Below are 19,314 nucleotides of genomic sequence, written 5' to 3' on the forward strand. Positions count from 1 at the left end.
CTGTGCACGCGGCAGTCCGCCGAACCCACTCACACTCGTACCGAAGACCCGAGAGCTGCACTTTGGCTTCGTATTGGAAGAGGACTCCAACGCACCCCTCAACGGACATTCCTTCGGGAAGATCTGGAACGAAGGATCGAGCTAGGAGCAGTGGAGGCTCGTAAGACTCGAGAGGCTCCTTGCTCTTTAATAGCGAGCGACACCGCAATTGCCCTAGCGGTGTTGGAACGAGGACGGAACGTTCGAGTGTGTACGAGGTCATGAGGCGCTAACGCTTAAGTTAAGCGGGGGGGGGGGCGAAGCCCGTCCGCTTGAATGCCTTGTTAGATTTAGAACTCAATGCCAAGAACCTTGCCGATGACGGAGACCGCAAGCGCAGTAAGCACGCCGCCGACGATGGTGAGCCACGTAGAACCAAGTGGCTTTTGATGCCACTGCTGAATTTCTGGATTGCTTGGGCGTTCGGCTGGTTGGCCTGCGGTATTTGATTTGGGATTTATTTCAAGTAGTGACACGGCTTGGTTGACCAAGCCAATGGCGCTGTTGATGTTTTCTGTTTCTTGCTGATGCGCTTTGAAAGCGCGACACGTCCCCATGGAAAGAACTAGATTCTTGAATTCATTTTGCAGGCGTGGCTCGAATGCGAGCAGCGGCAATGCTTTGTCTGCCCATGCATCGAAGTCGACGGCAGAAGCAAACGGCGATGACTCGCTACGCGACCTCTGCAATTTGCGAAGCTCAGTGAGTGTTGCTGAGTCCATGCTTTTCAAACCTAACGCTCAGGTTAAGCCGCGCGGCGAAGCCGCGTCGGCTTGAACCGTTGGTTGGGCACCAGCGCGCAGACGTGCGTACTCCTGCTTGGCGTCATCATCAACCACGACGGAGGCTGACTCCGCAGGATGAACATTGGAGCCCCGCTGCTTTACACCAGACACCCAAAACTCCTCATGTGTCTCTGCGTCCATGAAGTTGCCTCGTATCCCTCTGCCACCGATGGCAGTGAGTGAGCGGCCCTTGTAGTAGATGGTGCGCCCAGACTTTGAGAAGGCGACCCAGCCGATTCTGGCGTGCGTGCCCTCAAGTAACCCGTCTTTGTTTTCGATGTACATGACGCGACGCACCTGGCCGCGAGTGAGCTGATTCACTTTCATGGTGCCCAACGCCCACGTTCACGCGCGGCCACGCCGAAGGCGTGGACGTCGCGTGGAACCGCTAGTTGGACCTCACACGCCATCTAGTGCACCCCACGAACGCCAAGAAACAACAGCCTCCGATCTGGTGGCGATGATGATGCCACCGCACGATGCCATGAACGGCCAGCCCCAATATGGGCCGCATTTTTGAAACGAATACTCCCCTCGGATAGGCGTGCCAACACTTGGCAGGCCATGACCGGCAAGGCACGGCTTTACGGCCGATATAGGCGCGCCAACCGAGACACATTCAGCTGCAACAGACCCTGCCGATTCTTTGCGCCTTTCTGCAGACACGCATGCGCTTAGAGCGATTGCGACGCCAAACGCGCCGATGATTCCGTTCATTCCTTTCATGAGGTCCAACGCATGAAGTTAACCGTCGTTTTTGCCGTAGCGCCTAGATCGATCATTGCGCAAACACCTGCCGGCAAAAATGTACGGTTCAACGACTGGTTGGAAATCAGGCCATCGCCTAACTCAGAATTCGCGACGCCCCCGATTGCCAAAAAGGGAACCCGTTTCGCGATGGACGCTCCTTTCAAAGCCTTTACCGCAGCGATGGATGAACTCGTTATACGTCGCTGCGGTAAAGGCTTTGAAATAGCATAAACAGCGGCCATGTATAAACCCCTCCTAATTCGTGCATCATCGAAGGCTTTGAGAAGAGTCTATGACTTCGTCTCTGCCTGATTACCAACGCCAATTAGCTACAAATTTGTCGGATAAACTCGCCCTTGCTGCGTTAGGCGTCATTTTGTCGGATAACACGTCAGAGTCAACGACATTCGTTATGGTGTCAGGTAAGTCGTCGCGCACGTGAAATGTTAGGGCAGCTGGTCTTGCGAGCATCGTACGCCGACGATGCTGAAAGCAAGCGGATGGGCAGCCGACGCTTTGTTATGGGACTCATGGCTTTCGACATATCGCGTATGTGTGTAACTAATCATTGATCTTAGGTTCGTTGATGCAGATCAAAACACATCGGCAGTCCCCGACGACACACAACACGCTGAACATCGCACCGGGCACCCGACCAACTAACATTTGCCTCTGTCTGCGATCGTCGCAGGGAATGACCGGATCGCAGTCGACACACCGCCAGGTGAATGACGCGAATGAATGTGTCGATCAACGATCCGGTCATGGGTTTCAGCGACTCGAAGCGTCGGTTGCGTTGGTGTCTCGTGAGGCCGCGGTTGTCAGCCCGGTTGCGGGTGTAGCGCGCCCTGCCCGCTGCGGTGCGCTTTCGATGCGGCTGGCGGCGCGCCAGGTCTTGAGCTTTTCGGGTTCGCGCTGGTAGCGGTTGATCATCAGGGCGTTCAGTTCCTGAATGTCGTCGCCGGCACGGTCGAACAGCGAGGTGATCATTGCGGTGTTTTCGATGCCCTCCTGCGTTTCGCCCTGGTTCTGCTGGATGATGATGCGCAGGGCTTCGCGGTCGGCGCGGAGGTTGGTGACGAATTCCGCTTCCATTTCGTAGGCGATGAAACGGTCGCGCAAAGCCTGCTTGGCGCTCTGGGCGTCTGCGTTGTCAGTGGGCTGAGATTCGAGCTGGGCCAGCAGCGCATCGGTATGCGCTGCGACGGCGGCTTCCGACACCGTGCGCTTGGGCTTGAACGCGGCAATGAAATCCGGCTCGCTGACGGCAATGGCCTGCGCGGTTCGGGTGATGTTGCGACAGTTCTGGCGAATGCGCGTCAGCAGCCCGGCCTTGTCGACACGGTTCGGCACCTGCTCGATGCGGGCAGCATCGACATCGACCAGATAGCGGTCGATGCGTGCAAACAAGGCGCCGGCCTTGCTAGTCGGATTGAAATCACGGATGCGTTCTCGGCCAAAAGTCTGGACACGGGTCAGGCGGTCGTAGCGGCGCAGGTCGCGGTTGTTCATGCAGGTGCCTCCTTGCTGGGATGTGGACTGGGACAACCTTGTCTCCAGATTCAAGCGTGAAACTCGTTTTCCGCACTGTCCAGCCGCGACTGTGACGCAGGTCTGGTTTCCAATGGCGAATTCGAGACTTGCGGGCTTGCCGAATTGGTGCGTTTTCGATGGCTTCGCCTACTGCAGCGATCGCGGCGGTATGTGTCATTGAATGGCTACCGCGCATTCAGGTTTTGCGTGATCAATCGGTGGGTCGATGACCATTGCTGCAGATATCGGCTCGCCCCGATCGCTGTTGGCACCGTCGGAGCGGGGACTTGTTCAATCTTCAGTATCGACGGCGTTGATTCATCGGCAGCGATATCTGCTGTCCGTATCGTGGTGCTCGACGCAACCGCTGGATTTGACGTTTTATCGACGCGTTATGCAGATTGATGCGGCGTTTTCATCGTCTTCACTGATCGCGCAGTCGATTGAACCGGTGCCGTGATCGGTTGCACGCTGGGTCAGCGGGTTTCGCCATTTCGCGTCGCTATCGCACGGCCCGACTGGCATGGCGGAAGCTATTGCGGCTGTGATTGAACGTGCGTCGCAGTCATTGGAAGTGCGTGCGGGCGTGTTGGAACGGTTGTCTTGACCTGCTGACGCGCGATCAGGCCGCGCGCATGAGTGGTCAGAGGTGTCAGACGCGATGTCGGCAGCTTCTGAAACTGCGCGCAGTCCGGTGCATCGCGCTGTTCGTTGGTGTTGTTGGTCGGCGCGGGTGCCAACCGTCAACCGATTCCGGTGCAATTCAACTCACGGAAATTCTGCGTGATGCGGATCGCGCTGGATTCCCGCCTTCGCGGGAACGACGGGGGTATGCAGGATAATGACGGGGGTGGAAGGGGTCAGTCGTGCGAGTTTTGGTGATGACCATCCCCCGCCCCGCACCGCCACGTACATGCCGAGCGGCTGGCTTGCCGACATCTGGCCGTGAAGCCGCCGGTGACGTGCACTGATGGTCGTTCGGCCATCTCGCGGCCAGCCTCCCTGATGGACCGGCGGGGCCCGGCCTGACCGTCACGGCGCTGGATCGTCCTGCGCAATGCCGAATCGTTCCATGCGCCGATACAGCGCCTGACGGGACAGACCGAGCGCCTGCGCAGCGCGGCTCACCATGCCGCCGGCTTTGGCCAGGGCGGCTTCGATCGCTTCCTTGCTCGGGTCGTCCAGTGACCGGGCGACCGGGCGCGGCTGCACGACAAGGCCAAGATCGCTCGGCAGGATCACGCCGTTCTGGCACAGCAGGCGGGCGCGTTCGAGCACGTTTTTCAGTTCGCGGACGTTGCCGGGCCAGTGATGGGCGTGCAGCAGCTCGCGGGCGTCCGGGGACAATTGCACGGCGCTGTCGCGCAGGAAGTGTTCGGCGAGTGGGTCGATGTCGTCGCTGCGCTCGGTCAGCGGCGGCAGGCTCAGTTCGATCACGTTCAGGCGATAGAACAGATCCTCGCGGAAGCGGCCGTCGCGGATCATCTGTGGCAAGTCGGAGTTGGTGGCGCTGAGCACCCGCACTCTCGCCTTGCGCACCCGATTGGAGCCCAGTCGCTGGTAGTCGCCGGTTTCGAGCACGCGCAGCAGCTTCACCTGCACGGACAGCGGCAGGTTGCCGATCTCGTCCAGAAACAGCGTGCCACCTTCGGCGATCTCGAAGCGCCCTTCGCGGCTGCGATTGGAACCGGTGTAGGCCCCGGCGTCGGCACCGAACAGTTCGGCTTCCGCAAGTTCGGTCGGCAGTGCGCCGCAGTTCACCGCGATGAACGGGGCGGCCTTGACGCTGGAATTGGCGTGCACGATCTGGGCGATGCGTTCCTTGCCGGCGCCGTTCGGGCCGGTGATCAGCACCGGCACATCGGACCGGGCGATCTGGCAGGCCATGGTGACCACGCGCTCGGTGCTGTCGGCACCGTAGACGATGCCGCAGAGATCGAAGCGTGCAGCCAAGGCATCCCTGCGGCGGCGGCGTTCGGCACGGCGCGCAGTGGCTTCGCGCGCGGCTTCGGCCAACTCCAGCAGGTTCTCGACCGTGGCCAGCAGCTTGGCGTCGTCCCAAGGCTTGGCGAGGTAATCGGCGGCACCGGCCTTGACCAGTTCCACCGCCGTGGCGAGGTGGGTCCACGCGGTCAGCAGGATCACCGGCAGGTCCGGGTTGCGATCGCGGATCGCGCGGAACAGCGCCACCCCTTCTTCGCCGCTGGTGGTATCGGCGGTGAAGTTCATGTCGGCAATGACGAGGCTGATCGGCTCACGCGTCAACAAATCGAGCCCGGCCTGCGGCGACAAGGCCGTGACCACGCGAATGTCGTGCAGCGAAAACATCAGGCTCAGCGCGTCGAGCACGCCGGGGTTGTCGTCGATGATCAGGATCGTGCGCATGGCGGGATTATGGCGTGGCGGAGTCGAGCCGTAGCGCGCTTGCGGCTCGGTTGCCGGGGGCTCCGCGGCCGCCTTTGCACGCAATGCAGAGGTTGACGTTGCCGGGCTGGAATCCGCTGCGTTTCTGGCAACGCCAGATGTCAATTTCATTGAACACGGCTATGACAGTTTTTCTTGACAGTGCCGTGATGCCGTCGCAATCTTCGTTCAGCTTCGGTCCGACCGGACTGTCGGCAGCACAGACAGGATGGGCGGCGAAGAGGGAATCCGGTGCGCCAGCGGTACGGCAATTCCGGGGCTGCCCCCGCAACTGTAAGCGGCGAGTTGGCGATCGATGCGTCGTGACGGACGCGCCACTGGTGAGGCTACCGGGAAGGCGGATCGCAAACGCGGACCCGCAAGCCAGGAGACCTGCCGAAGCTCTTGATGAACCTCGGGCGGGGTGCACCGATGGAATGACGGGCGTTGCCGGGCGTCGAGCCTGCAGCAGCCCCGCATTCCCGCGTGGTGCTTGGCAGAGGCGACCGTGCGGAGGTGCACGCCATGCTGCAAGCCCGTTACGCCGCAAGTTCCGAACCGACCGCCGCGACTGCCACCAGTCTCCGCGTGCCGCTCTGGACGCTGATCTATCACAGCCGTGCGGTTGCCCCGATGTCCGACGCCGCGCTGCGCGGCTTGCAGGAGCGGGCCCAGTCGCGCAATCGCGTGGAAGGGGTCACCGGCCTCGTGATCTACGACGCCGGCAGCTTCTATCAGTGCCTGGAAGGCCCGGAAGACAGCCTGGAACGCATCTGGGCCTCGGTCAGCCGCGACCCGCGCCATACCGACATCGAGCTGATGAGCCATCACCCGGTCGATGCCCGCAGCTTCGAAGGCTGGAACCTGCAGCTGTCGACCCGCGCGACGGTGGCCAGCGATGGGCTCGGCCGCGCGATGACGGCGCAGCTGGAGCTGATCGAAAAGCTGCAGCGACGGCCGCAGGATGCCGAACTGCTGCTCCATCGTCACGGCAAGTGGCTGCAGACGCTGGGCAGCGCCGATTTCCCGCGCTTCGATCATGTGCGGGTCGCGCCGAAGCGCGCGCTCGATCCGCGCCATCTGCAGCAGGTGGTCGAGACGCTGGTGCTGCCGCGGCTCTCGGCGCTGATCGGCACCGAAGCGCCGCTGCCGATCACGCTTCCGGATACGGATGACATCGATGCACTGGTCCATCTGCTGGTGGCAGACGACCCTGCCGCCGCGATTCGCCACATGCAGTCGCTCGATACCGGCCGTCTGAGCAGCGCCGCGCGCTGCCTGCGCCTGCTGGAACCGGCGGCGCGCGCGCTCGGCGACCTGTGGCAGCACGACGACTGCACGGAAGTGGCGATGACCATCGGCCTGTGCCGCCTGCAGTCGATGCTGCATCGCCTGATGGCACCGGCCGCACGCGCCACGATCCACGGTCTGCCGTCGGTGCTGGTCGTGCCGCAGCCGGGCGAACTGCACCGCTTCGGCGCTGCGCTGGATGCCGAGATGCTGTGGCAGGCCGGATGGCAGACGCAGTTCGAAGCACCGGCCGACGACGCCGCACTGGAGTCGCTGGTGTCGGAATCCTGGTTCGATGCCGTCGACCTGACGCTCAGCAGTTCGTTCCGACGCGAGCACTGGCTGCCGCGGATGGCGGTGACGATTGCCGAGTTGCGCCGCGCCTCGCGCAATCCGAACCTCGTGGTCCATGTCAGTGGCCGCATCTTCCACGAGCAGGCCGGCGCCGGCATCGTCATCGGCGCCGATGTCAGCAGCCGATCGGCCGCGCTGACCGGCCTGCGCATCCTCGAAGCGCTGCGTCGCAAGCACTGAACGGTCGAACGGCGAAGGCGTAAGCCTGTCTGCACGGCCGAGCCGTGATGGGGTCGACACGGCGGATCGCCGAGTCGACCCCGATGCTCACTTGGCGAGCGTCTCGGCCACCCACGACTTGACCCGGGCATCGAGGATGTCCAGCGGCAGAGCGCCGCCGCTGAGCACGGTGTCGTGGAAGGCACGGATGTCGAACTTGTCGCCGAGCTTGTCCTTGGCATCCTCGCGCAGCGCAAGAATCTTCAACTGGCCGAGCTTGTAGGCCAGCGCCTGGCCCGGCCAGACGATGTAGCGATCGGTTTCCGACTGCAGGTCCGGCTCGTCGTCGGACGAATGCGCGTGGAACCAGTCGACCATCTGCTGCCGGGTCCAGCGCTTGTAGTGGACGCCGGTATCGAGCACCAGACGGTTGGCGCGCAGCAGTTCATCGGACAGCCGGCCGTAGTCGCTGAGCGGGTCCTGATAGAAACCGACCTCCTTGCCGAGCCGCTCGGAGTACAGCGCCCAGCCTTCGACATACGCGGTGTAGCCGCCCTGCTGACGGAACGGTGGCAGTTCCGGCAGGGTCTGGGCGATGGCGATCTGCATGTGGTGGCCCGGCGAGCCTTCGTGGTACGCGGTCGATTCGATCGTCAGCAGCGAGCGGTTCTGGAAGTCGCCGGTGTTGACGTAGATCTGCCCCGGGCGCTTGCCGTCCGGCGTGCCCTGCGTGTACGACGCGGCCGACGCTTCCTTCTCGCGATATTCCTCGACGGCCTTCACTTCGACGTTCGATTTCGGCAGCAGCCCGAACAGCTTCGGCAACTCCGGTTCCATCTGGCGGTTGTACTTCGTGTACAGGTCGACGATCTGCTGCCGCGAGCTGGCGAACGTGCTGCGGTCCAGCTTCAGGTCGTCGCGGAAGCTTTTCAGATCCGGATAGCCGAAGCGCTTGGCGATCTCGGCCTGCTCGGCTTCGATCCGCGCCACTTCGGCCAGACCGAGGTCATGGATCGCCTGCGGGTCCATCGTGGTCGTCGTCTGCGAGCGGATTTGGAAGCGGTACAGCGCATCGCCGTTCGGCAGCGACCACAGGCCGGGCTCGGTTCTGCCCTTCGGCGCGTATTCCTTCTCGACGAACTTCGCGAGCCGGTCGTAGGCCGGCCGCACCTTGGTATCGATGGCCTTGATCATCGCCGCCTTCAGCCGCGCCTGATCGGCGGCCGAAATCGCGTCGGGAAACTTCTGCAGCGGCGACGCGAACGGGCTGTCGACACCGGCTGGCCGGGCAATCGCCTGACACTGGGTCACGACCTTGCCGAGCAGGTACTTCGGCGGCATCAGCCCGGCCTTCATGCCTTCGCGGGCAATCGCGATCAGCTGGTCGATCTGCTCCGGCAGCGTGTTCAGGCGCGCCAGGTAGTCCTCGTAATGCTTGACCGTGTCGGTCGGCACCAGCGCGCCGAACTGCGGGTACTGCAGATGCACGCCGCCGGATTGATCGAGCGGCAGCAGGTGCAGGCCCAGCCGCTGCTGCTCAAGGCCATCCTTCAGCTGATCGACCATCAGCGTCTTGTTCAGGCGCTCGACCTCCGGAAAGCCGGTGGTGTCGATCGCCTCGAAGCGCTTCAGGAACGCTTCCGACTCTTTCTGGCGACGGGCGATGGCCGCGAGCGAGTTGTCGCCCCAGCGGTCATTCAGGCTGTAGTCGCCGAGAATGGTCGAGAACTCCGGACTCTGCGCCAGCGTGTACTGCCACTGCTCGGCCAGCAGATCGTTCAGCGCCTTGCGGCGGGCTTCGAGCGTGCTGCCATCGGCGGCCCATGCCGCGCTGACACAGAACAGCAACGCGGCGATCAGGCCGCGGCCCAGCAAGGTGAACGGTAAGCGCATGAGGTTGATCCTGAGGTCAAGGCGGGAGAACCGGGTCTTCGGCGGCTGCGCACGGGAGTTCGCCGTGCCGCGCCCGTCAACGCGTTGGATGCTGACAACGGCCGTTTTGGATTGAATGCGCGGCGATCCATTCGATGCGCAGCCAGGGCAGCCGATCAGCGCGACCGGAACCGCATCTCGTCGATGCCGTGATCGCGGCGCAGGATCACCTGCACATCGGCCTGCGCCGGCAAAGTTCGCAGCGCGTGCAGGGTCAGACGCTGATAGTGCTGCAGGAAGCGTTCGAGCTGCGGCTCCGACATCAACCCGGCGCCCGTTGCGCCAGCGGCCCGCGCGGTTTCCTGCTCCTGCTGCCAGCGCCAGCGGCGTACGCAGTCGAAATCCGGCACCTGCAGCACGATCAGCGCATCGATCCACGCAAACCAGGCCCGATAGTCCGTGGCCAGACGCGCATTGACCCAGGTACGCCAACGCCCGTCGGCATCCTCGGTTTCCTCGAGCGCGTTCACCGGCGCTGCCAGCTCCGATGCCGTCTGCGCCGGCGTGCCGACGCACCAGCCTTCGAACAGCACCAGATCGATCGGCCCGGTGACCGGGTCGGTCGCATCGGCCGGCAGACGATCGTCGTCGGCCTTCGAGAACCGCGGCAGTGGCAGCGTCTCGCCGGGCTTGAGCCGCAGCAGCCGGTCGATCGTGGCCACGCCCAACGACACCTCGTGGGTGCCGGGCACACCACGCGTGACCAGCAGCGGATGAACCTTCGCCGCCAGCGCCTGCCGCGCCGCGCGCGGCAGATAGAAATCATCGAGCGCCAGCGTGGCCACGCGCAGGCCGTGGTCCGCCGCAAGTTGCTGCTGCAGCAAGCGAACCGCCGTGCTCTTGCCGGAGCCCTGCGCGCCGTGCACGCCGAAGACACGCCAAGCCGATGCGGCATGGCGCAGCGCGATCCAGCCAGCGAGATCGCGGTAGTGCCGCTCGGTGACGGGATCAAGCATCGCCCGGCCCTGCCCGTTTCACGGCCGTCGCAAGCGCTTGCATCAATGCGCGGCGGTGTCGGCGTTCACGATCGATCCAGTGGAAAACCGGCGTCATCCGGCGGCAATCCGAGCAGCCAGTTCGCTGCGGCTCAGGCCCTCGCGCAGTTTCTGCTCGGACAGGGCGTTCGCCGCTTCCTCGGCCTTGCGATCGACCTCGCCGACCTTGGCCTTGACCTCGGCCACGATCATGTCGCGCATCGCCGACAGGTAGACCGAGTAGGCCTGCTTCAGCTCGGCCGGCATGGCGTCCGGCGCGCGGGCGTTGCGTTCGAACACGTACTGGATGTCGTAGTCGAGGAACTGGCGACTGGCATCGCGAAAGTACCGAAGATGCGTTTCCAGGCCCTTGCCGCACAGCGTGTCCTCATGGCTGCGCCAGCTTTCCTTCTGGGCCAGCTGTTCGGTGATCTCCGGCCCGACCGGGCCATAGAACCGGGCGCGGTTGCGTGACACGAAATCGTTGTACGTCTCCTCCATCCGCTTCAGGTGGATGCTGACCGCATCGAGACAGGCCTGCGCGAACTCGCCGGCATCGCCTTTCAGGCCATCGCTCGGCAGACCGGCAACCCAGCGATCGAGCGCTTCGCGCATCTCCTGGTAGATCTTCTTGCCGGCTTCGAAGTCGTTCTGGCGAGCGAATTCCTCGGTGTCCTTCCGGGTCACCGAGAACAGCACGGCGACACCCTGCGTCTGCTGGCGGATGCCCTGCCGGTACTTCTCGAGCTGCTCGGCCGAGCGCGATCGCAACATCGCCAGTTCCTGCTCGGCGAACAGCTTGGCGCTCTCCAGCTGCGACTTGGTCACGCCATCGAGCATCACCGGCACCTGCGCGGCGACCAGTGCGGTCAACGTGCTTTTCGCCTTCTCGACCACGAGATACAGCGCTTCCTTGCCGACTGCCTCGTGGTACCGGTCGTCTCCGGTGTGCAGCTTCCAGAGGTCCGCGATGGCCTGCTCGCCGGCCTTCTTCACGTCCTTGAAACGGTCCTCGAACTTTGCCGGCAGGCCCTGCAGGGCAACCGTCAGACGCTTGGCCTGCTCGACACCGGCATCGACCGCACGCCCGATCTCGGCGGTGGCTTCCTGCTCGACCCGCACGAGGCTCTGATTGTTGACCAGGGTTTCGTCCCACTTGCGCTGCAGGCCGTCGGTGAACGTCTTCAAGGCTGCAACCTTCCCCAGCAGCTCGTCGCGCATCTCGCCGAGCTTCAATGCGGCCAGACTCTCGAAATAGCGGCGCTCTTCGGTATGCGCCTGCGTCTCGAACACGAGCGCGGTCAGACTCGGATCACGCACGTCGCGATAGATGGCGCCGAGCGAGCCATCGAGCGTGCGCGTGGCCTCGGCGATCCGATCGGCGAAGCCCTTGGCGCGGCTTTCCTCGCTGCCGCCGAGAATGCCGAGCAGTCCCTTGAGATGCTCGACCTTGGCTGGAAAGTAGGCGGCCATCGCCTGCGGTGCCCGTGGCACTTCCTCGGCCAGCAGCTTGCCCTGGATCGTCGTGTGCCGATCCTGCAGCTCGCGGATGCGGCGATCTTGCGTGGTCATGTCAGCGTCCTGCGACGATGGCGGATGAAAAGCGCGGCGGATGCGAGCCCGCGGATCGAGCGGCGCGGCATCAGATGCTTTGCCCGCGCGCAATGCGCCAGGGCCCGCCATCGATCCGCTGCAGCGGCCAGCGGCGATTGAGGCCGGTGTTCATGAAGGCATGGGTCTGGCCATCGAACACGCCCCAGTGCTCGACCTCGACGACGGTCGCATCGATGACCGGCGCACCGGGAAAGCCGTCTGCGGTCGAGACGCTCGTGACTTCGTCGACCCAGACCACGCGAACATCCGCGACGCGCTGCGACAGCCAGCGCCGGGTGCGTTCCCAGTCATCATGGGAGACCGGTGCCGGATTCGGAAAGACCATCGTCTGGCCCTTGCGCGTGGAAAGCCGCCACGGTGCGAACAGGGCATTGAAGCCGGCCTGATCGCCGAGCTTTGCGGCGGCAATCAAGGCTTCGATCACCTCGCGCGGACTGGCATCGTCCGCAGGTACGGCCGCATGCGGCTGCGTGCTGTCCTCGCCGGCAAAGGCCGGTTCGCCGGTCGGCACGCAGGCAACAAACATCGCATCACCGACCAGCGCCGCGATCGGTTCGACGGCGTAGCCCTTGAAGATCATGTTGCTCGCGAACAGCATTCGCGGCTCCGGCAGCACGCGGGCCAGCAGCCGATACTCGGCCGGCAGGTCGGGCGACACCCGGCGCTGGTAGCGCCGCGCCGCCAGTCGCACCTGCAGGGCCTGCGGATGCTCGGTATCGCACAGCCACACGCCGTTTCCTTCACGAGCCGCCCACCAGTTGTGATGGCCTTCGACCACCCAGTCGCGATTGCGGATCGGCGGCAGCACGAGGCAGCGGCCGACGACACGGTCCGGATCATCGACGAACGGATTCGGCGCAGGGAACGCCGGAATGATCTCGGCCGCATGGGCATCGAGACAGGCCTTCCACGCGGCCTGCGCCATCCGCTGCACTTCCGCCACCCGCTCGTCCCCCGCCTTGCGCCACGCAAGCTCGGCTTCGGTCAGCGCCGGGCGCGGTGCATCGAGCATGGCCAGCGCCGCGTCGTAATCCTCCTGCACGGCGCGCGCACAAGCACCCGGATAGCGTGCGCTGAGGCACTGCACCTGCGGCCCGAGCTTCTGCAGTTCCTGCCATTCGTAGCGGGTGCTGGCACCGGCCTGCTGCCAGATGCCGTCCAGGGCATTGCCAAGCACGCGCGGCAGCACTTCGTCGACCCAGCGTCCCCACGGCTCCGGCTGGCCATCGCGCTCGAAGATCGACGGGCCATCGACACCCAGACACTGCCGCCCGCTGTCATCGCGCCAGATGCGCTGGAGCCGGACGCGGCCCGTGATGTCGAGGTGCTGCCAGCTCACACCGTCCGGACTGCGACGACGCACGGTCAGCGACAGCGCAGCGTCATCGGCAAGGCCCTGCTCGGCCCACGTCCGGCTTTCGGACAGCTGACCGACGAAGCCTTGCGTGTATCGCTGCAGTTCGCGGCCATCGTCAGGTCGAGCGACCGGCACGCCCTGCACCGCGACGATCCGGTCACCCACGCGCAGACCGCTGCCGCGAAAGCCGGAATGCCACGGAATCCACGCCACGCGGAAGTGCGGCGGGTGATCGTCAAGCCGCGAATCGGTGATCAGGCCGCTGGTGAGCAACTCGCCGCGCGTTTCGGTGACGGGCATCGGCATCCTCCCTGATGGTCCTAAGTCTAGGACGGAGCGATGCGACTCGAAACTGGCGCGCCCGGCAGGATTCGAACCTGCGACCCTCGGCTTAGAAGGCCGATGCTCTATCCGACTGAGCTACGGGCGCTCTGAACTCGGTTTGTAAACTTAATTGGGGTCAGGTACAGATTGTTCGCTTTTCCAATAGACCGACATTGAGTCGGGACGGTCTTCGCTCACTGCCTGCCGCTTGGGGTTCGTCCCTTCGGGCCCAGCCGCTACCGCGGCTTCGAATCCCTCTCTTGTCCTTCCTCTCGCTTTTCCAAAAGAGCGACATTGAGTCGGGACGGTCTTCGCTCACTGCCTGCCGCTTGGGATTCGTCCCTTCGGGCCCAGCCGCTGCCGCGGCTTCGAATCCCTCTCTCGTTTTCCGTCTCGCTTTTCCAAAAGACCGACATTGAGTCAGGACGGTCTTCGCTCACTGCCTGCCGCTTGGGATTCGTCCCTTCGGGCCCAGCCGCTGCCGCGGCTTCGAATCCCTCCCTCGTTTTCCGTCTCGCTTTTCCAAAAGACCGACATTGAGTCGGTCTTTTGGAAAAGTGGCGGAGAGAGAGGGATTCGAACCCCCGGACCGGTGAAGGTCAGCGGTTTTCAAGACCGCCGCGATAGACCACTCTGCCATCTCTCCGCGATGCTGCTCGCGCCGCGCATTCTAGGCGAATTGCCCGGCGTGGCCCAGTGTGGCGCCGGGAGCGGCGCTCAGCGCCCGCCTTCCTGTGCCAGCCGCGTTTGCGGATAACCCTGCCTCGCAACCTTGTCCTGCGCAGCCTTCGCCGCTGCTTCCGACGGATACGGCCCGAGCCGAACGCGGTGCAAGGTCTTGCCCTGGGCATTGACGATCTTCGAGCTCTCCGCGCGATAGCCGATCTTCTGCAGCAGGCTGACGATGGTCGAGGCCTTGCCGGCGTCGGAATAGCTGCCGACCTGCACATACCAGCCGGACGCCGCAGGCTTGTCAGCCGGCTTGGGCGTCGCCTTGTCGGCCGGTTTCGGCGGCTTCGCGACCGATTCCGCCAGTCTCGGCTTCGGTGCGACGGTGGCTTCCGGCTTCGGCGACGGCTTCGTCACCGGCGGCGCCGGGGCCGGTTTCGGTGGAGCCGGCGTGACCTTCGGCGACAGCTTCAGCTCCGCGTTCTTCGGCGCGGGTGGTGCCGGTTCCGGCCTCGCCGCTGGCTCGACGCGCGCCGACGACGCCGGCGGACGCTCGACATCGGAGATCGCGACCTCGGCAACCGGTTCACGCGCAGCCGGGGCGTCGGTAGCGACCGGCGGCGTCTCGGACGTCGCCCCAGCCTGTGCCGCCGGCAGCGGCGCCTTCAGGCTGATGGTCTCGGACGGCAGCGATTCTTCCGGCGTCGGCGCGCCGGGCAGCAGCAACGACAGCACGAACAGCAGCACCAGCAGCACGGCGAGTCCGACCAGGCGGCGGCGAAACACCTCATTCATTCCTGTGATCCGCCCTGCAGTTGCATGCCTTCCGCCACCGTGAGAAATGATCCGCAGACGACAATCCGATCGTCGCCCGCCGCGTCGGCTCGCGCGGCCCGCAAGGCGTCGGCGACCGTACCGCACGCTCGCGCCACCATCCCGCTGGCGTGGGCGGCCGTCCGCAGGGCATCGTCACCCAGCCCGCGCGGCGGCGGCAAGCGCGCACAGTAGACATCGTCGACCACCGGCGCCAGCGCGCGACAGACCTCCGCCACCGGCTTGTCGCTCAGCATGCCGAGCACCAGTCGCGTCCGACCAGACACTGGCACCGCCCGCAGGTTGTCGGCCAGCACCTGCGCCGATTCGGCGTTGTGCGCGACATCGAAGATCAGTTGCCCGCGGCGCTCGAAGCGGCCCGCCAGGGCCAGGGTGCGCAGGCCGCAGTCGATCGCGGCGCGCGTGACCGGCAGCCGGTCCGACAGTGCGTCCACCAGCGCGAGCACGCCACCGGCATTGTCGATCTGGATCGCGCCCGGCAATGCGGGCGGCGGCAGATCGCGCCATTCGGTGGCGGTGACGGCACTGCGCCAGTGCCAATTCGATGCGCCGCGCGTCACATCGAACGCGACGCCAGCCTGACGCCAGTCCGCTCCAATAGCGGCCGCATGCGCGCCAAGGCTCAAGGGCGGCGCTTGCTCGGCACAGATTGCCGGACGGCCCTTGCGGAAAATGCCGGCTTTCTCGAAGCCGATCGCCTCGCGGTCCGGACCGAGCCAGTCCAGATGATCGAGCCCGATGTTGGTGACGAGCGCGGCATCGGCATCCACGATGTTGACGGCGTCGAGACGGCCGCCGAGGCCGACTTCGAGCACCTGCACGTCGCAGCGGGCCTCACGGAAGAGCCAGAGTGCGGCCAGCGTGCCGAACTCGAAATAGGTCAGCGGCAGGCTGCCGCGCGCGACATCGATGGCCGCGAACGCGCGGCAGATCGCATTGTCAGTAGCCTCGTGGCCGTCGATGACGATGCGTTCGTTGTAGCGCAGCAGGTGCGGCGAGCTGTAACGGCCAACGCGGTAGCCCGCCGCGCGCCAGATGCCATCGGCGAGCGCGACGCTGGAACCCTTGCCGTTGGTGCCGCCGACCGTGGCGGTCACGGCGGCGGGGGTCAGCAGGCCGACGCGGCCGGCAACGACCCGGGAGCGTTCGAGGCCCAGTTCGATCGCGCGAGGATTGAGCCGCTCCTGCCAGGCCAGCCAGTCGGCCAGCGGCCAGTCCGGTTGCGGACGGGTACCGCCGCCTGCGGAACCCGAAACCGCCTCAGTGGGCGGCAACGGCACCGGCCGAAGGCGGCACGCCAGGCGCGAAGTGCGTGAGCATCGCCAGCAGGCGGTGCAGCTTTTCGCGCAGTTCGCGGCGGTCGACGATCATGTCGATCGCGCCTTTCTCCAGCAGGAATTCGGCGCGCTGGAAGCCTTCCGGCAGCTTCTGGCGGACGGTCTGCTCGATCACGCGCGGACCGGCGAAACCGATGAGGGCCTTCGGCTCGGCGATGTGGATGTCGCCCAGCATTGCCAGCGACGCCGACACGCCGCCCATCGTCGGATGGGTCAGGACCGAGACGAACGGCAGGCCGCGCTCGGCGAGCTTGGCCAGCGCGGCGCTGGTCTTGGCCATCTGCATCAGCGAGAACAGCGATTCCTGCATGCGGGCACCGCCGGATGCGGCAAAACAGATCACCGGACAGCCGTGCGCCAGCGCCTCGTTGACGCCACGGACGAATTTTTCGCCGACGACGGAGCCCATCGAGCCGCCCATGAAGCCGAATTCGAACACGCAGACGACGACCGGCAGGCCGATCAGCTGCCCGCGAACGACGATCAGCGCGTCTTCTTCGTCGGTGTCCTCGCGGGCCTCGGCGAGACGCTCCGTGTACTTGCGCGAATCCTTGAACTTCAGCGGATCGGTGGCGCGAACGCGGCCGCCGATCTCGACCCGCGGCTCGGCGTCGAGCAGGTGATTGATGCGGGCTCGCGCGGAGATCGCGCGGTGCGTGCCGCACTTCGGGCAGACCTCGAGCGTGCGTTCCAGTTCGGCGCGATACAGCACCGACTGGCAGGAGTCGCACTTCATCCAGAGACCTTCCGGCACGCTCTTCTTGCGCACGCCGCCGGTCAGCAGTTTCGATCCGGAGATTTTTTCGAGCCAGCTCATGGACAGTTTCCGATCTCGTGTTTCAGGGCTGAGACAATAGCGCGACGGCGGAAAAGCGGCAGCAACGATCAGGCCAGTGCCGGTTCGGGCGACGCCTGCAGCGCATCCAGCGCCACCCGCATCCCGTGCAGCTGCGCCTTCAGCAGCTCCGGCAGCACTTCCGGGGTGTGCTGATGTTTCTCGATCTGCGAGACCAGCGCGCTGCCGACGACGACGCCATCCGCCACGCTGCCAACCTTCGCGGCCGATTCGGCATCGCGGATGCCGAAGCCGGCGGCCAGCGGCAAATCGGTGTGCAGCCGGATCTGCGCCAGCTTTTCCGAGACGCTGTCGATGTCCAGCGCGGCCGAGCCGGTCACGCCCTTTAGCGACACATAGTAGAGATAGCCGCTGGCTTCCCGAGCGATCGCCGCGATGCGGGCGTCGGAGCTGGTCGGCGCCAGCAGGAAGATCAGGTCGAGTCCGAACGAACGCACCTTCGGCGCGAAATCCGGCGCTTCCTCGACCGCGAGATCGACGATCAGCACGCCGTCGACGCCGGAATCCTTCGCCAGCTGGCAGAACGCCTCCAGCCCGCGCGTCTCGATCGGGTTCAGGTAGCCCATCAGCACGACCGGCGTCCGGCCATCCGTCTTGCGGAACTCGGCAACCATCGCGCAGCAGTTCCACAGGCTGGTGTTGTGCACCAGCGCGCGTTCGCAGGCGAGCTGGATCGTCGGGCCATCGGCCATCGGATCGGAGAACGGCACGCCGAGTTCGATGATGTCGGCACCGCCGGCGACCAACGCATGCATCAGGCCCACGGTGTGGCTCGGATGCGGATCACCGGCGGTGATGTACGGGATCAGCGCCTTGCGCTGGCTGGCCTTGATCGCGGCAAGCGTGGCTTCGATACGGCTCATGGGTCTGATGTCTTCGTCGATTACAGCAGCTTGATGCCTTCGAGCTTGGCGATGGTGAAGATGTCCTTGTCGCCACGGCCGGACATGTTGACGACGATGATCTCGTCACGGCGCATGGTCGGCGCCAGCTTCTTCGCGTAGGCCATCGCGTGCGACGGCTCCAGCGCAGGGATGATGCCCTCGGTGCGCGTGCATTCGTGGAAGGCTTCGAGCGCTTCGGTATCGGTCACGGACACATAGTTCACGCGGCCGATGTCCTTGAGCCACGAGTGCTCCGGGCCGACGCCGGGATAGTCGAGGCCGGCGGAAATCGAATGCGTGCCAATGATCTGGCCGTTGTCGTCTGCCATCACATACGTGCGATTGCCGTGCAGCACGCCCGGCTTGCCGGCCGACAGCGGTGCGGCGTGACGGCCGGTCTCGATGCCGTCGCCACCGGCCTCGACGCCGTACATCTTGACGCCGTCGTGCTCGATGAACGGATGGAACAGGCCAATGGCATTGCTGCCGCCGCCGACGCAGGCGACCAGCGCATCCGGCAGGCGGCCGAGCATGTCGCGCGACTGATTGATCACTTCGCGGCCGACGATGGCGTTGAAATCACGCACCAGCATCGGGTACGGATGCGGGCCGGCAACGGTGCCGATCACGTAGAAGGTATCGTCGACGTTGGTGACCCAGTCGCGCAGCGCTTCGTTCAGCGCGTCCTTCAGCGTTTTCGTGCCGCTCTGCACCGGAATCACTTCGGCGCCGAGCAACTTCATGCGGTACACGTTCGGGCTCTGCCGTTCGACGTCGTCGGCACCCATGTAGACCACGCACTTCAGGCCGAGACGCGCCGCGATCGTCGCGGACGCCACACCATGCTGGCCGGCGCCGGTCTCGGCGATGATGCGGGTCTTGCCGAGATGCTTGGCCAGCAGCGCCTGACCGACCGTGTTGTTGATCTTGTGCGCGCCGGTGTGGTTGAGGTCTTCGCGCTTCAGGAAGATCTGCGCCCCGCCCCACTTCTTGGTCAGCCGTTCCGCGGGATACAGCGGGCTGGGACGGCCGACATACAGCGCCAGATCCTTGTCCAGCTCGGCGCGGAATGCCGCATCGTTCTTCAGCTGGTTGTAGGCGACTTCCAGCTCGCGCAGCGGTTCCATCAGCGTTTCGGCGACGAAACGGCCACCGTAGGGGCCGAAATGGCCTCTCGTGTCCGGCAGGTTTTCGTAGATCATCAGGCGGTGGCGGCTCGA

The 19,314-nt window shown here is 64.8% G+C and carries 16 protein-coding genes, 2 tRNA genes and 1 riboswitch; of the genes, 3 read left to right on the top strand and 15 right to left on the bottom strand.

Translation table 11 applies throughout. The features are described 5' to 3' along the window. Positions 1 to 329: 329 nt before the first annotated feature. Together QZ951_RS07175 and QZ951_RS07180 are read right to left on the bottom strand one after the other, a co-directional pair. Positions 330 to 770 carry a hypothetical protein gene (locus QZ951_RS07175; RefSeq protein ID WP_292999857.1) on the bottom strand — a complete coding sequence of 147 codons (441 nt, stop codon included), beginning with the start codon at positions 768 to 770 and terminating at the stop codon, positions 330 to 332. Between the two features lie 9 nt (positions 771 to 779). Continuing rightward, complete coding sequence (locus tag QZ951_RS07180; RefSeq protein ID WP_292999858.1) at positions 780 to 1,151, bottom strand: hypothetical protein; 372 nt, start codon at positions 1,149 to 1,151, stop codon at positions 780 to 782. 411 nt (positions 1,152 to 1,562) lie between these two features. Between QZ951_RS07180 and QZ951_RS07185 the strand changes: the two genes are divergently transcribed. After that, positions 1,563 to 1,805: a hypothetical protein gene (locus QZ951_RS07185; RefSeq protein WP_292999859.1), complete on the top strand. Its 243-nt coding sequence runs from the start codon at positions 1,563 to 1,565 to the stop codon at positions 1,803 to 1,805. Between the two features lie 540 nt (positions 1,806 to 2,345). On the opposite strand, the gene QZ951_RS07190 is transcribed toward QZ951_RS07185, so the two are convergent. Beyond that, positions 2,346 to 3,086, bottom strand: coding sequence for a hypothetical protein (locus tag QZ951_RS07190; RefSeq protein ID WP_292999860.1), 741 nt, complete (start codon positions 3,084 to 3,086; stop codon positions 2,346 to 2,348). A 247-nt stretch (positions 3,087 to 3,333) separates the two neighbouring features. Here QZ951_RS07190 and QZ951_RS07195 point away from each other — a divergent pair, with 247 nt between their 5' ends. Further along, the gene (locus QZ951_RS07195) at positions 3,334 to 3,567 is read left to right on the top strand and encodes a hypothetical protein (protein WP_292999861.1); all 234 of its coding nucleotides are present in this window, start codon (positions 3,334 to 3,336) and stop codon (positions 3,565 to 3,567) included. A 572-nt stretch (positions 3,568 to 4,139) separates the two neighbouring features. Here the strand turns inward: QZ951_RS07195 and QZ951_RS07200 are convergent. Further along, a complete protein-coding gene (locus tag QZ951_RS07200; RefSeq protein WP_292999862.1) occupies positions 4,140 to 5,492 on the bottom strand; it encodes a sigma-54 dependent transcriptional regulator in 1,353 nt (450 codons plus the stop codon). Between the two features lie 197 nt (positions 5,493 to 5,689). Further along, positions 5,690 to 5,926, top strand: a riboswitch (cobalamin riboswitch). 109 nt (positions 5,927 to 6,035) lie between these two features. Between QZ951_RS07200 and QZ951_RS07205 the strand changes: the two genes are divergently transcribed. Then, on the top strand, positions 6,036 to 7,334 hold the full coding sequence (locus QZ951_RS07205) for a BLUF domain-containing protein (protein WP_292999863.1): 1,299 nt from the start codon (positions 6,036 to 6,038) through the stop codon (positions 7,332 to 7,334). 87 nt (positions 7,335 to 7,421) lie between these two features. Here QZ951_RS07205 and QZ951_RS07210 read toward each other — a convergent pair whose 3' ends face one another. From QZ951_RS07210 to trpB, 11 genes are all read right to left on the bottom strand, one after another. Then, positions 7,422 to 9,206 (bottom strand): DUF885 family protein, encoded by a 1,785-nt coding sequence (locus tag QZ951_RS07210; RefSeq protein WP_292999864.1) that lies wholly within the window; start codon positions 9,204 to 9,206, stop codon positions 7,422 to 7,424. Positions 9,207 to 9,361: 155 nt separating this feature from the next. Further along, positions 9,362 to 10,201 carry a hypothetical protein gene (locus QZ951_RS07215; protein WP_292999865.1) on the bottom strand — a complete coding sequence of 280 codons (840 nt, stop codon included), beginning with the start codon at positions 10,199 to 10,201 and terminating at the stop codon, positions 9,362 to 9,364. Positions 10,202 to 10,294: 93 nt separating this feature from the next. Next, positions 10,295 to 11,791, bottom strand: coding sequence for a hypothetical protein (locus QZ951_RS07220; protein WP_292999866.1), 1,497 nt, complete (start codon positions 11,789 to 11,791; stop codon positions 10,295 to 10,297). A 70-nt stretch (positions 11,792 to 11,861) separates the two neighbouring features. Further along, the gene (locus QZ951_RS07225) at positions 11,862 to 13,490 is read right to left on the bottom strand and encodes a hypothetical protein (RefSeq protein WP_292999867.1); all 1,629 of its coding nucleotides are present in this window, start codon (positions 13,488 to 13,490) and stop codon (positions 11,862 to 11,864) included. Positions 13,491 to 13,543: 53 nt separating this feature from the next. Beyond that, positions 13,544 to 13,620: transfer RNA gene (locus QZ951_RS07230), tRNA-Arg, on the bottom strand. Positions 13,621 to 14,072: 452 nt separating this feature from the next. After that, positions 14,073 to 14,160, bottom strand: a tRNA-Ser gene (locus QZ951_RS07235). A gap of 71 nt (positions 14,161 to 14,231) precedes the next feature. After that, positions 14,232 to 14,969 (bottom strand): SPOR domain-containing protein, encoded by a 738-nt coding sequence (locus QZ951_RS07240; protein WP_292999868.1) that lies wholly within the window; start codon positions 14,967 to 14,969, stop codon positions 14,232 to 14,234. A gap of 5 nt (positions 14,970 to 14,974) precedes the next feature. Further along, entirely contained in the window at positions 14,975 to 16,291 is a 1,317-nt protein-coding gene (gene folC / locus QZ951_RS07245; RefSeq protein ID WP_292999869.1) for a bifunctional tetrahydrofolate synthase/dihydrofolate synthase, read from the bottom strand. Continuing rightward, entirely contained in the window at positions 16,278 to 17,171 is an 894-nt protein-coding gene (accD, locus tag QZ951_RS07250) for an acetyl-CoA carboxylase, carboxyltransferase subunit beta (RefSeq protein WP_292999870.1), read from the bottom strand. The genes folC and accD overlap by 14 nt, the downstream gene beginning before the upstream one ends. A 68-nt stretch (positions 17,172 to 17,239) precedes the next feature. Continuing rightward, positions 17,240 to 18,073 carry a tryptophan synthase subunit alpha gene (trpA, locus tag QZ951_RS07255; RefSeq protein WP_292999871.1) on the bottom strand — a complete coding sequence of 278 codons (834 nt, stop codon included), beginning with the start codon at positions 18,071 to 18,073 and terminating at the stop codon, positions 17,240 to 17,242. A 20-nt stretch (positions 18,074 to 18,093) separates the two neighbouring features. Further along, positions 18,094 to 19,296, bottom strand: coding sequence for a tryptophan synthase subunit beta (trpB, locus tag QZ951_RS07260; protein WP_292999872.1), 1,203 nt, complete (start codon positions 19,294 to 19,296; stop codon positions 18,094 to 18,096). Positions 19,297 to 19,314 lie beyond the last annotated feature (18 nt).

The sequence above is a fragment of the Nevskia sp. genome, assembly GCF_021732705.1.
Classification (GTDB): Bacteria; Pseudomonadota; Gammaproteobacteria; order Nevskiales; family Nevskiaceae; genus Nevskia.

Bases quoted from the DNA above. Each gene is read 5' to 3' on its own strand.
- QZ951_RS07180 (WP_292999858.1), bottom strand. From the start codon at position 1,151: ATGAAAGTGAATCAGCTCACTCGCGGCCAGGTGCGTCGCGTCATGTAC.
- QZ951_RS07220 (WP_292999866.1), bottom strand. From the start codon at position 11,791: ATGACCACGCAAGATCGCCGCATCCGCGAGCTGCAGGATCGGCACACG.
- QZ951_RS07185 (WP_292999859.1), top strand. From the start codon at position 1,563: ATGAAGTTAACCGTCGTTTTTGCCGTAGCGCCTAGATCGATCATTGCG.
- QZ951_RS07210 (WP_292999864.1), bottom strand. From the start codon at position 9,206: ATGCGCTTACCGTTCACCTTGCTGGGCCGCGGCCTGATCGCCGCGTTG.
- QZ951_RS07205 (WP_292999863.1), top strand. From the start codon at position 6,036: ATGCTGCAAGCCCGTTACGCCGCAAGTTCCGAACCGACCGCCGCGACT.
- QZ951_RS07200 (WP_292999862.1), bottom strand. From the start codon at position 5,492: ATGCGCACGATCCTGATCATCGACGACAACCCCGGCGTGCTCGACGCG.
- QZ951_RS07225 (WP_292999867.1), bottom strand. From the start codon at position 13,490: ATGCCCGTCACCGAAACGCGCGGCGAGTTGCTCACCAGCGGCCTGATC.
- QZ951_RS07190 (WP_292999860.1), bottom strand. From the start codon at position 3,086: ATGAACAACCGCGACCTGCGCCGCTACGACCGCCTGACCCGTGTCCAG.
- QZ951_RS07215 (WP_292999865.1), bottom strand. From the start codon at position 10,201: ATGCTTGATCCCGTCACCGAGCGGCACTACCGCGATCTCGCTGGCTGG.
- trpB (WP_292999872.1), bottom strand. From the start codon at position 19,296: ATGATCTACGAAAACCTGCCGGACACGAGAGGCCATTTCGGCCCCTAC.
- accD (WP_292999870.1), bottom strand. From the start codon at position 17,171: ATGAGCTGGCTCGAAAAAATCTCCGGATCGAAACTGCTGACCGGCGGC.
- QZ951_RS07195 (WP_292999861.1), top strand. From the start codon at position 3,334: ATGACCATTGCTGCAGATATCGGCTCGCCCCGATCGCTGTTGGCACCG.
- trpA (WP_292999871.1), bottom strand. From the start codon at position 18,073: ATGAGCCGTATCGAAGCCACGCTTGCCGCGATCAAGGCCAGCCAGCGC.